Origin of the sequence: Leclercia pneumoniae (assembly GCF_017348915.1) — a bacterium.
Classification (GTDB): Bacteria; Pseudomonadota; Gammaproteobacteria; order Enterobacterales; family Enterobacteriaceae; genus Enterobacter; species Enterobacter pneumoniae.
In genome coordinates, this window is sequence record NZ_CP071383.1 from 1,176,159 (window position 1) to 1,189,529 (window position 13,371).

A 13,371-nucleotide genomic window follows, 5' to 3' on the forward strand; every position below is an offset into this window, starting at 1 on the left:
GATATCATGCGAGGCGTGGATAGCCGTCAGCAATTGCATCGCCCGTAAACTGTGCGATCCAGCCTTCGGGATTATCGAAAATACGAATGGCGGTAAAGTTCGGCTCCGAACCCATATCAAACCAGTGCGGCGTGCCGGCAGGCACCGAGATCAGATCGTTTTTCTCACACAACACCTGATACACCCGATCCCCGATGTGCAGGCAGAACAGCCCTGCGCCCTCGACGAAGAAACGCACTTCGTCTTCGCCATGGGTGTGTTCGTTGAGGAACTTCGCACGCAGCGCCTCTTTTTGCGGGTTGTCGGCGCGCAGGCTGATCACATCCCAGCTCTGGTAGCCTTTCTCTGCCACCAGTTTATCGATCGCATGCTGGTAGGCGTTGATCACCGCCTCCGGTGCCGGATCCTGGCCTAAATCACGATCCGCCGCCCAGCGTTCAAACCGCACACCTTTGGCGTTGAGCTGTTCGGCAATTTCGGCGGCATCGGTGCTGTGCCACTGCGGCTGGCTGGCGTCTTTATCAGAATAAATCGTTAATGCGCTCATGAAGGGATCTGCTCCGGGTTAATGTCGTCAAACTGGTGCACCTGATGGTGATGGCTCGCGCCGTCGTCATCGCCGCGAATCAGTTGCAGGGTGCGAAAACCGGCCTGCTCAGCGGCGTCCAGCTCCTGATGTATATCGGACAGGAAAAGGATTTGCGACGGTGCAACGCTAATCTGCGCCGCGATGTTCTGATAAGACTGAACGTCGCGCTTAGCGCCCACATGGGTATCAAAATAGCCGCTGAAGAGATGCGTAATATCGCCCTCATCGCTGTAGCCAAATAACAGTTTTTGCGCAGCAACAGAGCCTGAGGAATAGACATAGCGATCAATGCCCTGAGCTTTCCATTTCTCCAGCGACGGCAGCACGTCGGGGTAGAGGTGGCCGGTAAAATCACCGTTAACGTAGCCGTCGTGCCAGATGATCCCTTGCAACGCTTTTAACGCGGTGGATTTGCGGTCTTCATCCATAAACTGCAACAGCGCGTCCGTTAGCTCGCTGACGCTGGCCTGCGGTGCGCCGATTTCATCGCGTAGATTATCCAGAATGGATTTCACCGGCTCGGCGTATTGCTGGGCTGCGACAAACGCTGTCAGCCGCTCACGCGCGTAGGGGAATAACACATTATGGACAAAACGAATATCAGTGGTCGTCCCTTCAATATCCGTCACAATCGCGCGAATCATACTCTCTCCAGTTGGCGTAAACGCATTTCACATTCAAATAAGAATTCAAGACCTTCCAGGTGACGACGGGCCTCAGCCACGTCGCGTCCCCAGCAGGTTAAGCCATGGCCGCGCAGAAGAAAACCATAATTAAGAGGGCGCTCTTGTGCGTAGTGGGCGATTCGCGAGGCGAGGGCATCAATATCCTGATCGTTATCGAATACGGCGATGGCCAGCGTATCCAGATGCGTGGTCTGGCCGGTCAGGGATTTCTGCATTTCAAAACCGCTGATCTTCAGCTCTGCCGTTTTGACGAGACGTGACAGCACGGTGGCATTCACCGTATGGACATGTAGCACGGCGTTGGCATCAGGAAACAGACGGTAGATTAAGGTATGCAGACCTGTTTCCGCCGACGGCTTACGCCCGGAAGGGGCACGGTTCGTCGCGATCTCTACTTGCAGAAAGTCTTGTTCGGTCAGGCTGCCTTTATCTTTGCCCGATTCGCTAAGCCAGCAAAACTGCGCGTCCTGACGGACAGACATATTGCCACCCGTGGCAGGCGCCCAGCCTTTGGCGCCAATCCAGCGGCAGGCGTCGACCAGTTGAGTAAGTTGCAGGTTTTCTGTCATATCCGTTCTACCTCTGTCTGTCAGTCAGGAAGCGTTATCTTATATAGACGTCTAAGCGTCTTGATTGCTAAAGACTAACATCGTGTTATAGTGGCAGCAACATAAGTATTACAAACAGGCATAACACAATGAACGATAACCCGTTGATTCCCAACTGCAAACTCCCCAATCTTGGCACCACCATCTTCACGCAAATGAGTGCTCTGGCCCAGCAGCACAACGCCATTAATCTTTCGCAGGGGTTTCCGGATTTCGATGGCCCGGGCTATTTGCAGGCCCGGCTGGCGCATCACGTTGCCGCCGGCGCAAATCAATATGCGCCGATGACCGGCGTTCAGCCTCTGCGCGAAGCCATTGCTGATAAAACGGCCGAGCTTTACGGCTACACACCAGATGCGAATACAGAAGTAACGGTTACCGCCGGCGCAACCGAAGCGTTATATGCGGCCATTACTGCGCTGGTACGCGCCGGTGATGAGGTGATCTGTTTTGACCCGAGCTACGACAGCTACGCGCCCGCGATTGAACTGGCTGGTGGGGTCGTGAAACGCATCGCGCTGCAGCCGCCACACTTTCGCCCGGACTGGCAGGCCTTTGCTGCTTTGTTGAGTGACAAAACACGTTTAGTGATCCTGAATACGCCGCATAACCCGTCAGCGACGGTATGGCGCAAGGCCGATTTCGCCGCCCTGTGGCAGGCGATTGCCGATCATGAAATCTACGTGCTGAGCGATGAAGTCTATGAGCATATCTGCTTCGCCGAAGAGGGACATGCCAGCGTGCTGTGCCATCCCCAGCTGCGCCAGCGCGCCATTGCGGTATCGTCCTTTGGCAAAACCTATCACATGACCGGCTGGAAAGTAGGTTACTGTGTGGCGCCGGCGGCCATCACCGCCGAGTTGCGCAAGGTGCATCAGTACCTGACCTTTTCGGTTAATACCCCGGCTCAGCTGGCGCTGGCAGATATGCTGCGCGCCGAACCGGGTCATTATCGCGAATTACCGGCGTTTTACCGGACGCGTCGGGACTGTTTTGTTAACGCCCTCGGCAATAGCCGCCTGAAGCTATTGCCCTGCGAGGGTACCTATTTCTTGCTCGCTGACTATAGCGCCATCTCCGATCTTGATGACGTGAGTTTCTGTCAGTGGCTGACAAAAGAGGTGGGCGTGGCCGCCATTCCGCTCTCAGTATTTTGTGCCGGGCCCTTCCCACATAAGCTTATTCGGCTCTGTTTTGCCAAGCAGGAGTCAACGCTTCTGGCCGCCGCAGAACGATTAAATACGTTGTGAAACGTAGATAAAATAATGCGATTCTGATCCCGGTGTAATACCCGATCAGAATCGATTATTTTTATGGACTAATTTGCGCAATAAAATGGGAGAAGCTGTTGCTGTTCAATGCGGAACGGTTATACATCATATGTATTTTCATTCGCGGCAGCTCAAAATCAGCATTGATCGCTCTCAATTCAAGAAAATCGGCATATCGCTGGAAAACAATTTCCGGGGCGATGCCAATCATATCTGAAGTGCTAACCATAGAGAGTATTGTCATGTAGGAGTCGCTACGAAAAGCGACATTGCGATCCGGGAGCGCTTCCGCAATGGTTGACTGGAAGTTTTTAACCCCTGGCTCCTCACTTAAAAAGGCGGTGAATTTCTCCTGCAGCAAGCTTTCGCGATCCGGGGCCTCCCCAATACGCGGATGGTCTTTTCGGCAGAACAGAACGAAGGGTATCTCTCTGAAATCGGTACAGGTAATCGACCGGTTTTGTAACGGCGTGAAGGAGAAGATCAGGTCGGCTTTTCGGTAGGCCAGTAAATCTTCAGCCGACTCACGCGTCACCATCATGTCATGCAGTTCAATTTCATAATTATGTTCGCCTATCAGCAGCTTTAGCGGCTCCATAATCACTTTAGTGGTAATTATTTGCGGACAGTAGATGATGAAGTTTTTCTTCAACTTACTGTTGTGCATGATATTAATGGTCTGCTCCAGCTGGTTTAGATTCTGTTCCAGATGGATATGCAAATTGGTGCCAACCGTCGTGGGCGTAATACCTTTACCCGAGCGGGTAATGACTCCAACTTATTGATAGTGTTTTATGTTCAGATAATGCCCGATGACTTTGTCATGCAGCTCCACCGATTTTGAGAACGACAGCGACTTCCGTCCCAGCCGTGCCAGGTGCTGCCTCAGATTCAGGTTATGCCGCTCAATTCGCTGCGTATATCGCTTGCTGATTACGTGCAGCTTTCCCTTCAGGCGGGATTCATACAGCGGCCAGCCATCCGTCATCCATATCACCACGTCAAAGGGTGACAGCAGGCTCATAAGACGCCCCAGCGTCGCCATAGTGCGTTCACCGAATACGTGCGCAACAACCGTCTTCCGGAGCCTGTCATACGCGTAAAACAGCCAGCGCTGGAGCGATTTAGCCCCGACATAGCCCCACTGTTCGTCCATTTCCGCGCAGACGATGACGTCACTGCCCGGCTGTATGCGCGAGGTTACCGACTGCGGCCTGAGTTTTTTAAGTGACGTAAAATCGTGTTGAGGCCAACGCCCATAATGCGGGCGGTTGCCCGGCATCCAACGCCATTCATGGCCATATCAATGATTTTCTGGTGCGTACCGGGTTGAGAAGCGGTGTAAGTGAACTGCAGTTGCCATGTTTTACGGCAGTGAGAGCAGAGATAGCGCTGATGTCCGGCGGTGCTTTTGCCGTTACGCACCACCCCGTCAGTAGCTGAACAGGAGGGACAGCTGATAGAAACAGAAGCCACTGGAGCACCTCAAAAACACCATCATACACTAAATCAGTAAGTTGGCAGCATCACCACCCGAGCGAATAAAAAGCGGATCGTTGAGTTGATTGCGCAACCGCTGTAATGACTGACTGACCGCCGAAGGGGTAATAAAAAGCGTTTCTGCCGCTTTGCTTATACTCAGATGCTGATAAATGCACTCAAATATCACCAGCAGGTTAAGGTCAAATTTCTTCAGATCATAAAGGTTAGCCATGTTTCTTCCTGATGTAGCTGTGCCGATAGCGCTTTTCGTATAAATGATAGCTATAGATTTAATTTAGCCATTTACAATCCATTTCAATGGCTAGCTTAATTACGTTTGAACGTGAACTAAATATATCATGCCTGTGGATTTATTCGAGACGAAGATTTTTATTAAATTATCCACGAAAGGGGTGGTGGCGGAGAGAAATGGCCGCCACCGGGTAACATTATTGTTTACCCATCATCATATCCAATTGTTTTTTTTCGGGCAGCCCGGTCACTTGTTGTAATTCGTTGTCGCTGTTCATGTAATAAATGGCGGGGGTGGCGTTTGCCCCGAGGGCATCCATAATGGCCTCGTGATCCTTCAGCGTTTTAAGGTGTTCAGCAGAGGGGGAAGAGGGGACATCTAACGACAATTTGCCGCCTGAGCTTTCATACTCATGCCAGACTTTGGCCGGATCTTTCGCCGCCAGAATGGCCGCAGCGGTGGCTTTGCTCTCGGGTTTGATGACGCCTACCAGCAACGTACGAAGTTGTACTTTTCCTGCCTTCACCCAGGGCTGTGCTTGCTGCCAGAACTGTTTGCAGTAAGGGCAGAACGGATCGGCGAAGACATAGATAACGCGCGGTGCCGCTTTATCCCCCTCCAGGAGCCATTGTGCTTTCTCCATGCGCTGCCACAGCTCGCGGCCGGCGGGCGCATAGATCTCTTTCTGAATCACCTTTTCGCTAAGGTTGGTCCCTTTATCATCGTACATGTACCCGGAGATAGCATGCTTGCCGTCTGGGGTCAGATAGATGGTGACCCCCATATCCTGATATTTGCCCAGCCAGCCTTTTACGCCGCCGGGTGCCTCGAAGGGTTTGATAATGGTGATACCCTGTTTTTCAATAGCTTTAACAGGGGCGGGTAACTCCTCTGCCTGCACCAGAGCGGGAATGAGAGAGAGTAAAAGGGTACGTTTCAACATAAAAATCCTTATATATCAGAGGCCAGGCAACTGATTCGACAAAACCTATCGCAACCATAGGCACAAGTGCGGTGCCGGGTAATTGTCCTTTATCATACAGGATGGTGTAATCCATAGCGCTGTTACGACCTTGCTAAAGGTAATGTAGAGCGCAACACATCGCCAGCTTCGGCTGGCACTGAAGTTACCCACGGGTATTTCAGGTATCAGGGCCGCCCGTAAAGGCGGCCTTTTTACGTTTAAGGGTTGATAACCGGTTTCAGGTGGGTTGTTAGGTATGGCTGATTGATTTGATAACGCCTACCCATTAGCCCCGATGAGCAAAGTTGGTTACCTTACACCTCAACGAAAACACGGAGGAAGTACAGATGTCTTTGATTAACACTAAAATTAAACCTTTCAAAAACCAGGCGTTCAAAAACGGTGAGTTCATTGAAGTAACCGAGAAAGATACCGAAGGTCGCTGGAGCGTCTTCTTCTTCTACCCGGCTGACTTTACTTTCGTTTGCCCGACCGAACTGGGCGACGTTGCAGACCACTATGAAGAGCTGCAGAAACTGGGCGTGGATGTTTACTCTGTCTCTACTGACACCCACTTCACCCACAAAGCATGGCACGGTAGCTCCGAAACCATCGCGAAAATCAAATACGCGATGATCGGTGACCCGACTGGCGCCCTGACCCGTAACTTCGACAACATGCGTGAAGACGAAGGCCTGGCAGATCGTGCAACCTTCGTTGTTGACCCGCAGGGCATCATCCAGGCAATCGAAGTTACCGCTGAAGGTATCGGCCGTGATGCGTCTGACCTGCTGCGTAAAGTGAAAGCGGCTCAGTACGTTGCTTCTCACCCAGGCGAAGTGTGCCCGGCGAAATGGAAAGAAGGCGAAGCGACCCTGGCTCCATCTTTAGATCTGGTTGGTAAAATCTAAGTTTTACTACCCGTTCATCAATGGGCGCGCCCGCGCCCATTTATTTCAGCACCATGATGCAAGTTGCATTCAGGCGGCCCAAATAAGGCGGCTTGCATGATGACGTTTTAAGAGAGGGAAGAACAATGCTCGACACAAATATGAAAACCCAGCTCAAGGCTTACCTTGAAAAACTGACCAAACCTGTTGAGCTGATTGCCACGCTGGATGACAGCGCTAAATCGGCAGAGATCAAGGAACTGCTGGCAGAGATTGCCGAACTGTCACCGAAAGTGACCTTTAAGGAAGATAACGCGCTGCCTGTGCGTAAGCCCTCTTTCCTGATTACTAACCCTGGCTCTGTGCAGGGGCCGCGCTTCGCCGGTTCTCCACTGGGCCACGAATTTACCTCCCTGGTACTGGCGTTGCTGTGGACCGGTGGGCATCCGTCCAAAGAGGCGCAGGCGCTGCTGGAGCAGATCCGCGATATCGACGGTGATTTCGAGTTCGAAACCTATTACTCGCTCTCTTGCCATAACTGCCCTGACGTTGTGCAGGCGCTGAACCTGATGTCGGTGCTGAATCCGCGTATCAAACACACGGCTATCGACGGCGGCGTGTATCAGAATGAGATCACCGAACGTAACGTAATGGGCGTTCCCGCGGTCTTTATGAACGGTAAAGAGTTTGGTCAGGGCCGTATGACGCTGGCTGAAATCGTGGCGAAAGTGGATACCGGCGCGGAAAAACGCGCAGCAGACGAGCTGAACAAACGCGATGCTTACGACGTACTGATCGTGGGCTCTGGCCCGGCAGGTGCGGCAGCGGCGGTCTACTCGGCACGTAAAGGTATTCGTACCGGTCTGATGGGCGAGCGTTTTGGCGGCCAGGTGCTCGACACCGTGGATATTGAAAACTATATCTCTGTGCCGAAAACCGAAGGCCAGAAGCTGGCCGGTGCCCTGAAAGCGCATGTTAGCGATTACGAAGTGGACGTGATTGACAGCCAGAGCGCCAGCAAACTGGTTCCGGCAGCGGTAGAAGGCGGGTTACACCAGATTGAAACCGCCTCCGGCGCGGTGCTGAAAGCACGCAGCATCATCATTGCAACCGGTGCCAAATGGCGCAACATGAACGTGCCGGGTGAAGATCACTATCGCACCAAAGGCGTGACCTATTGCCCACACTGCGACGGCCCGCTGTTTAAAGGTAAACGCGTGGCGGTGATCGGCGGCGGTAACTCCGGCGTGGAAGCGGCTATCGACCTGGCGGGTATCGTTGAACACGTTACGCTGCTGGAGTTTGCCCCTGAAATGAAAGCGGACCAGGTCCTGCAGGATAAAGTGCGTAGCCTGAAAAACGTCGATATCGTTCTGAATGCGCAGACGACGGAAGTGAAGGGCGACGGTAGCAAAGTGACAGGTCTGGAATACCGCGACCGCGTGAGCGGTGATGTGCACGGCGTACAGCTGTCGGGGATCTTCGTGCAGATTGGGCTGTTGCCAAACACTAACTGGCTGGAAGGCGCCATTGAGCGTAATCGCATGGGCGAAATCATCATTGACGCGAAATGCGAAACCAGCGTGAAGGGCGTGTTCGCAGCGGGCGACTGCACCACCGTACCGTACAAACAGATCATCATCGCTACCGGCGAAGGGGCGAAGGCGTCACTGAGTTCCTTTGATTATCTGATTCGCACCAGGACGGCATAAAAAAAAGTAAGACTACACCTGCAAAGTGAAGAGGCTACCCCCAGGGTAGCCTCTTTTTTTACCTGACGACCAACACCGGAATAAAGGCGTGGCGGATGACGCTTGACGCGTTCGAACCCAGCAGGTGGGTGGAAATTGAGGGGTTGCGCGAGCCAATCACCACCACATCGGCATTGAGTTCGCTGGCGACTTCATTAACCACATCGCGCACATTACCAAAACAGACGTGCGTTCTGATCCTGGACGGGTCAATGCTGAAATGGCTGACCATGGTCTTCAGGCGCGTTTGTGCTTCGTGCTCAATGTGCTCTTCGAAGCGGCGAATGTCCGCGGCGAAACGATGCAGGCCGAAGCTGGATGATCCGGGCAGGACATGCAATAAATGAATGATGCCATCCTGTTGTGCCAGGAATTCGGCGTGGCGAATCGCTTTATCACTCAGTTCCATTTCAAAAACATCCACCGGCATAATAATTGTCTGATACATGCGACTTTCTCCCTGTTAATTAACGCACTATCCATTCAATCACAAGAGAATGTCCGTTTCTGCCAGGCGGGTGGCACTTTTAATATCGTCTGAATAAATCTTTCAGGCAGAAAAGAGGGGCAAAAAAAGCCAATCGGGAGCGGGGAATTTATAGAGGTTAGTTACCAGTGCCGTTCAAGATAAAGCACAGCCATAATAATGACTGCCATTAACACCAGGAAAAAGAGTGAGATAACAAGCCCTTCGTTCATGACCGTCCCCGCGGCACTGAAACAAATTAAGCCTGGATTAACGGGAATTTACGCTCAATAGCACGAAAGTATGATTTTGCGGAAAGAGGATGCGCGGGCATCCTCTGTTCAAAGCGTCGGGACGCTTATTCAGAAAGGTTAACGCAGGTATTCACCGGCTGCTTCAGGTTGCCAGAGCAGCTCCAGCACCTCCAGATGCGTCGATGTGCCACCAGGTAATGCCCAGTTGATGGTATCTCCGGCGCGTAAACCAATCAGCGCTGCGCCAACCGGAGCCAGCACCGAAAGCTGGGTCGCGCTGTCGGTCATCTGCGCGGGATAGACCAGGGTGCGGACACGCACTTCCCCGGTGGTCAAATCGCGAAACTTTACCTTGCTGTTCATCGTCACCACATCATGCGGCATATTTTGCGGCGTGCACATCTGGGCGCGATCCAGCTCGGCATTGAGGGCATCAGCAACGGGCAGAGAAGCAAACGCCGGCTGCTCTAACAGGCGGTCGATACGTTCAGCATCGAGTTCATTAATGATGATTGTTGGTCGTGACATAATTTACTCCATGTCGTTAATGCTGCGACAACCGCAGAAAAGATCCCAAAAGAAAACCCTCGCCGTCTGGCAGCGAGGGTTTATCGTCTGATGATAATACTGACTCTGGCGCCATGTTTGAAGTGATCAAGCGCACATTCACAGAGGTGATTGTTCATAACCCGTCTCCCTGAGTCGTTTGTATGATTTTAGGCCCCGGCGCGTGATCCTTCGCCGTTTTGCATTATAGTTTTTAAGCGCCCGGATGGGGCGACTCAGGCAGACAGAAGACGGCCTGCCCGGGTGATAACGTCGTAAAATCTAACAGATTGCGTTACGCTGATTCTCCTGGGGGCAGGGGAATGAGCGAAGCGCAATTTACGCCCTGCCAGTCTCCATACTGTTCAGAGAGCGCTATGTACTTTTACCAACCTTCACAGGGGCACGGCCTGCCGCATGACCCGCTGAATGCCATCATTGGCCCGCGTCCGATTGGCTGGATCGCCTCTCGTAATGCGTCAGGGCAACACAACCTGGCACCCTACAGCTTCTTTAACTGCTTTAACTACCATCCGCCCATTATTGGCTTTGCCAGCAGTGGCTGGAAGGACAGCGTGCGTAACATCGTTGAGACCGGCGAGTTTGTCTGGAATCTTACGACCCGCACGCTGGCCAGCGCGATGAACGAAACATCCGCCAGCCTGCCGCACGGTGAGGATGAGTTTATTCGTGCCGGGCTAACCAAGGCTGAAAGCCGGGTTGTACAGGTACCACGAGTGGCTGAAAGCCCGGTGAACTTCGAATGTCGCTTATCACAATGTATTCAGCTCACCGCCGCGAATGGCGAAGCCATTGACACCTGGCTGGTGCTGGGGGAGGTGGTGGGGATTCATATCGATGAAGCGCTACTGCAGGACGGTATTTATCAGACGGCACGGGCGGAGCCTGTGCTCCGCGCCGGTGGACCGAGTGCTTACTTTGCAATAAGCGAAGACCAGCGTTTTGACCTGGTGCGCCCGGACGCGCGTAAGTAAGCGCTTAATATCCTACTTTATCGAGAACAAACTTTTTCCCACAGTTGCCCGGATGCGGCTGTGGGGCAAAGGATGAGGCCGCAAGCGGCGCGTTAACCTGGCTGGCCTGCAGCGAGATTTGCATTTCGGTGAGATAGGCAGGGTTGCCGTTACAGGTCAGCTTTACGGCTTTTACCGCTGGCTTGCCAAAGCTTTGGGCCACGGCCGCATCAAAAGCGCTGCGGCTGATGGTTTTGCCATAATTGGCGGCGAGGAACTGTCCCAGAGGGCTGCTTTTGACCTCCTGATTCATCCGCACCATCGTGCCAAAATAGGCGTCAGGATCGAATCCAAAACAGACGCCGTGCTTCGCATATTCATACCGTTCAAGGCAGGAGTTCCCTCCTGCGCCCGGCATGGACTCGCTCAGCTTTGCGGCCCCTGTAAGTGATAAACCCGTTTCTGCCGCGGCGCATTTCATCCCCGCTTTGGCTTCTGGCATGTTAGGAATCGGGCGAGTCGCGCAGCCGAAGCGCATCCAGCGGCGTTCATCCACACCACGCGCAGCAACCGACTTCGGCAGACCCGGCCACAGGCCATGGATCGTCAGGACCGCAGTTTTGTCCGTGCTCTCTTTTTGCAGGCGACACTCGTCCGGCTCGGCGCTCTTTCTGTCGTGCAGGCTCTGACAGAATCCTGACTGCCACGACAATGCCAGCACGTAGCGGTCAAAATCCCCGTACTGGGTTGCCTTCAGTGGCGTAGCTTGTGCGGCGCAGGCAAACATCGCCACGGCGGCGGCGCTGAGACGGTAAACGAAATCCTTCCTGAACATGTCAATTCCTGATAGTTGAAAGCAAATAATTACTTGCCGTAATTAAAACACAAAAAGCGCCAGACGGCGCTTTTTGCTGAGCGGCAGGTTAACCTGCTGCGGTGCCGGGCACCAGAATCTCGGTGGCGACAATCACAATCACTAGCCCCACCAGTACCGGAACTGAGGTGCGTTTTACCACTTCGAAAGGCGAAATTTTTGCCATACCGGCAACGGCAACCACCACACCAGAGACGGGAGAGATGGTACGGCCAAGATTGGAGGCCTGCAACATCGGGATCGAGAGATAGGCTGGGTTAATCCCCGATGAGTGCGCCAGTTTTGGAATCATCTCGACAAACGCATAAAACGGAGCATTGCCGGAGCCAGTGGTCATCGCGGCCAGCATGGTCAGTACCACCAGCACCAGCATCAGGATAATGCTTGCCGAGCCAAACGAGGTGGCGATAGAGATCAGGCTCTGAATAAAGCCTATGGTGCTCAGCCCCTGGGCGAAGACCCCGGCTGCCACCAGCAGCATCACTACGTTGGCAAAAGCATCGGCCATACCGCGCCACGCAACGTCGAGACCGCTAAAGACCTTCTGGATATTAAAACCCCGTACGAATTCCAGCACGGCGGCCACCAACATACAGATAACCAGGATGGTGATGATATGCAGCTGTGGGCCCCATTTGCCGTCGAAAATCAGGACGCCCACAATGGGTGTGAACGGCAGGGTGGCATAAAACGACGGTGCCGTGGTGGTGATCTCGTTCACATCCATCATTTCGTGAGAGATGTTCTCTTTTTTATCGAGGTAGCGCTGCCAGAAGAAGTGCGCGATAGCCATACCAATAATGGCCGCAATGGAGATGGGCAGGGTCGTTTTAAAGGCAAAATCAATCAGCGGCATTTCTGCGGCTTTCGCTGCAAGCACCACATCTCCGGAAGTGGGGGAGAGAATAATGGCTGCGGGGGAGGCGCAAATCGCCGCGGCGGCACCACGACTGATCCCCACGTTTACCATTACCGGGAACAGCGTTGCCATCAGTAGCACGCCCAAACCGGTGGCCGATGAAACTGCCAGCGACATCAGGCAAGCCACGAAATAGGCAGCAATCATCAACATATAAGGAGAATTGATGTATTGAAGCGGTTTTGAGGCCAGCTTCACGACCATGTCGTTGGCACCGATGTGCGTCATGTAAGCGGCAAAACCGCATAACATCATGATCATCATGCCGAGGTCGCCGCCGCGACTCATTAGCAGGATTTTGATGTACTCAACAATATCAGTCGCGGTGTAACCGGTGCTTTCCGCACTGGCAGGTAAAACCTGATGGCCCATCAGCGCGCTGACGATCAGCAGGGCCAGCCCCCCCACGAACAACACGCCGGTGGCTGAGTAGCCTTTGATGATATAGCGCGCGACGCCAACGATGACGACCACGCCGATAAGAAGCTCAATAACGGTAAGCATGTTTTCCCCTGTCCCCGACGCCCAGAGCGTATGGATAAAAGTAGTAAGAATCATAAGGTGTAAAAATGTGCCGAAATAATGGCCCAATATTGCTGACCAAAATCAATAAATCTACTACTAAAGGGGAGATCAGCGATATTTAGCAGACCTGGTAACGAAAGCCGTCCGTGTAAGGCCTACGCCTCCACTTTCACGTCGGTTACGCACCGCCGTCAAGGTGCTGCGCAAACATCGGAAGCTAAAAATTTCTTTGCGGAGCAAGGTGTTATATTTATTCGCGAGGTTCGGTTGGAGGTGTTATTTTCCACTCGCTTTTATTCATTGTAGAAATATATTTTTA

At 53.0% G+C, this 13,371-nt stretch carries 15 protein-coding genes and 1 pseudogene; 4 read left to right on the forward strand and 12 right to left on the reverse strand.

Annotated features, from left to right (window positions below; translation table 11 throughout):
* Positions 1 to 4: 4 nt before the first annotated feature.
* Genes JZ655_RS05440 through JZ655_RS05450 form a run of 3 tightly spaced genes read right to left on the reverse strand, consistent with a single transcriptional unit; the run spans position 5 to position 1,844 of the window.
* A complete protein-coding gene (locus JZ655_RS05440) occupies positions 5 to 547 on the reverse strand; it encodes a 1,2-dihydroxy-3-keto-5-methylthiopentene dioxygenase (protein WP_040076603.1) in 543 nt (180 codons plus the stop codon).
* Complete coding sequence (mtnC, locus tag JZ655_RS05445; RefSeq protein WP_207293205.1) at positions 544 to 1,233, reverse strand: acireductone synthase; 690 nt, start codon at positions 1,231 to 1,233, stop codon at positions 544 to 546. The genes JZ655_RS05440 and mtnC overlap by 4 nt, the downstream gene beginning before the upstream one ends.
* Entirely contained in the window at positions 1,230 to 1,844 is a 615-nt protein-coding gene (locus JZ655_RS05450) for a methylthioribulose 1-phosphate dehydratase (protein ID WP_046884311.1), read from the reverse strand. Before JZ655_RS05450 ends, mtnC begins: the two co-directional genes overlap by 4 nt.
* 128 nt (positions 1,845 to 1,972) lie before the next feature.
* On the opposite strand from JZ655_RS05450, the gene JZ655_RS05455 reads away from it, so the two are divergent.
* Entirely contained in the window at positions 1,973 to 3,133 is a 1,161-nt protein-coding gene (locus JZ655_RS05455; protein WP_207293206.1) for a pyridoxal phosphate-dependent aminotransferase, read from the forward strand.
* A 61-nt stretch (positions 3,134 to 3,194) separates the two neighbouring features.
* Here JZ655_RS05455 and JZ655_RS05460 read toward each other — a convergent pair whose 3' ends face one another.
* The 4 genes and pseudogenes from JZ655_RS05460 to dsbG form a co-directional block, all read right to left on the reverse strand.
* Positions 3,195 to 3,875 (reverse strand): LysR substrate-binding domain-containing protein, encoded by a 681-nt coding sequence (locus JZ655_RS05460; protein WP_242637302.1) that lies wholly within the window; start codon positions 3,873 to 3,875, stop codon positions 3,195 to 3,197.
* A 57-nt stretch (positions 3,876 to 3,932) separates the two neighbouring features.
* A protein-coding gene (locus JZ655_RS05465; protein ID WP_242637262.1) for an IS1-like element IS1A family transposase occupies positions 3,933 to 4,630 on the reverse strand; the annotation gives its coding sequence in 2 pieces (ribosomal slippage) (positions 3,933 to 4,381 and positions 4,381 to 4,630; 699 coding nt in all).
* Positions 4,631 to 4,685: 55 nt separating this feature from the next.
* Positions 4,686 to 4,868: pseudogene (locus JZ655_RS05470) on the reverse strand (helix-turn-helix domain-containing protein); the annotation flags it as partial.
* Positions 4,869 to 5,085: 217 nt separating this feature from the next.
* Positions 5,086 to 5,832, reverse strand: a complete 747-nt coding sequence (gene dsbG / locus JZ655_RS05475) for a thiol:disulfide interchange protein DsbG (RefSeq protein WP_207293207.1) — start codon at positions 5,830 to 5,832, stop codon at positions 5,086 to 5,088.
* A gap of 368 nt (positions 5,833 to 6,200) precedes the next feature.
* Here dsbG and ahpC point away from each other — a divergent pair, with 368 nt between their 5' ends.
* Together ahpC and ahpF are read left to right on the forward strand one after the other, a co-directional pair.
* Complete coding sequence (gene ahpC / locus JZ655_RS05480; protein ID WP_006818993.1) at positions 6,201 to 6,764, forward strand: alkyl hydroperoxide reductase subunit C; 564 nt, start codon at positions 6,201 to 6,203, stop codon at positions 6,762 to 6,764.
* Positions 6,765 to 6,889: 125 nt separating this feature from the next.
* On the forward strand, positions 6,890 to 8,455 hold the full coding sequence (gene ahpF, locus JZ655_RS05485; protein WP_046884307.1) for an alkyl hydroperoxide reductase subunit F: 1,566 nt from the start codon (positions 6,890 to 6,892) through the stop codon (positions 8,453 to 8,455).
* Positions 8,456 to 8,513: 58 nt separating this feature from the next.
* Here ahpF and uspG read toward each other — a convergent pair whose 3' ends face one another.
* The 3 genes from uspG to rnk all read right to left on the reverse strand — a co-directional run bounded on the left by uspG (position 8,514) and on the right by rnk (position 9,742).
* Positions 8,514 to 8,942: a universal stress protein UspG gene (gene uspG, locus JZ655_RS05490; protein ID WP_046884306.1), complete on the reverse strand. Its 429-nt coding sequence runs from the start codon at positions 8,940 to 8,942 to the stop codon at positions 8,514 to 8,516.
* A 161-nt stretch (positions 8,943 to 9,103) separates the two neighbouring features.
* Positions 9,104 to 9,193, reverse strand: coding sequence for a small membrane protein YldA (gene yldA, locus JZ655_RS21590; RefSeq protein WP_353960801.1), 90 nt, complete (start codon positions 9,191 to 9,193; stop codon positions 9,104 to 9,106).
* Positions 9,194 to 9,331: 138 nt separating this feature from the next.
* On the reverse strand, positions 9,332 to 9,742 hold the full coding sequence (gene rnk, locus JZ655_RS05495; protein WP_207293208.1) for a nucleoside diphosphate kinase regulator: 411 nt from the start codon (positions 9,740 to 9,742) through the stop codon (positions 9,332 to 9,334).
* 395 nt (positions 9,743 to 10,137) lie between these two features.
* On the opposite strand from rnk, the gene JZ655_RS05500 reads away from it, so the two are divergent.
* Entirely contained in the window at positions 10,138 to 10,755 is a 618-nt protein-coding gene (locus JZ655_RS05500) for a flavin reductase family protein (protein WP_040076594.1), read from the forward strand.
* Between the two features lie 4 nt (positions 10,756 to 10,759).
* On the opposite strand, the gene rna is transcribed toward JZ655_RS05500, so the two are convergent.
* Complete coding sequence (gene rna / locus JZ655_RS05505; protein WP_207293209.1) at positions 10,760 to 11,569, reverse strand: ribonuclease I; 810 nt, start codon at positions 11,567 to 11,569, stop codon at positions 10,760 to 10,762.
* An 88-nt stretch (positions 11,570 to 11,657) separates the two neighbouring features.
* Positions 11,658 to 13,031: an anaerobic C4-dicarboxylate transporter DcuC gene (dcuC, locus tag JZ655_RS05510; protein WP_207293210.1), complete on the reverse strand. Its 1,374-nt coding sequence runs from the start codon at positions 13,029 to 13,031 to the stop codon at positions 11,658 to 11,660.
* Positions 13,032 to 13,371: the final 340 nt, after the last annotated feature.

What these genes read in the sequence shown, in the direction of transcription:
- JZ655_RS05440 (WP_040076603.1), bottom strand. Translation starts at nt 547, where the DNA reads ATGAGCGCATTAACGATTTATTCTGATAAAGACGCCAGCCAGCCGCAG.
- JZ655_RS05500 (WP_040076594.1), top strand. Translation starts at nt 10,138, where the DNA reads ATGTACTTTTACCAACCTTCACAGGGGCACGGCCTGCCGCATGACCCG.
- rna (WP_207293209.1), bottom strand. Translation starts at nt 11,569, where the DNA reads ATGTTCAGGAAGGATTTCGTTTACCGTCTCAGCGCCGCCGCCGTGGCG.
- yldA (WP_353960801.1), bottom strand. Translation starts at nt 9,193, where the DNA reads ATGAACGAAGGGCTTGTTATCTCACTCTTTTTCCTGGTGTTAATGGCA.
- mtnC (WP_207293205.1), bottom strand. Translation starts at nt 1,233, where the DNA reads ATGATTCGCGCGATTGTGACGGATATTGAAGGGACGACCACTGATATT.
- dcuC (WP_207293210.1), bottom strand. Translation starts at nt 13,031, where the DNA reads ATGCTTACCGTTATTGAGCTTCTTATCGGCGTGGTCGTCATCGTTGGC.
- ahpF (WP_046884307.1), top strand. Translation starts at nt 6,890, where the DNA reads ATGCTCGACACAAATATGAAAACCCAGCTCAAGGCTTACCTTGAAAAA.
- JZ655_RS05455 (WP_207293206.1), top strand. Translation starts at nt 1,973, where the DNA reads ATGAACGATAACCCGTTGATTCCCAACTGCAAACTCCCCAATCTTGGC.
- dsbG (WP_207293207.1), bottom strand. Translation starts at nt 5,832, where the DNA reads ATGTTGAAACGTACCCTTTTACTCTCTCTCATTCCCGCTCTGGTGCAG.
- JZ655_RS05450 (WP_046884311.1), bottom strand. Translation starts at nt 1,844, where the DNA reads ATGACAGAAAACCTGCAACTTACTCAACTGGTCGACGCCTGCCGCTGG.
- uspG (WP_046884306.1), bottom strand. Translation starts at nt 8,942, where the DNA reads ATGTATCAGACAATTATTATGCCGGTGGATGTTTTTGAAATGGAACTG.
- rnk (WP_207293208.1), bottom strand. Translation starts at nt 9,742, where the DNA reads ATGTCACGACCAACAATCATCATTAATGAACTCGATGCTGAACGTATC.
- ahpC (WP_006818993.1), top strand. Translation starts at nt 6,201, where the DNA reads ATGTCTTTGATTAACACTAAAATTAAACCTTTCAAAAACCAGGCGTTC.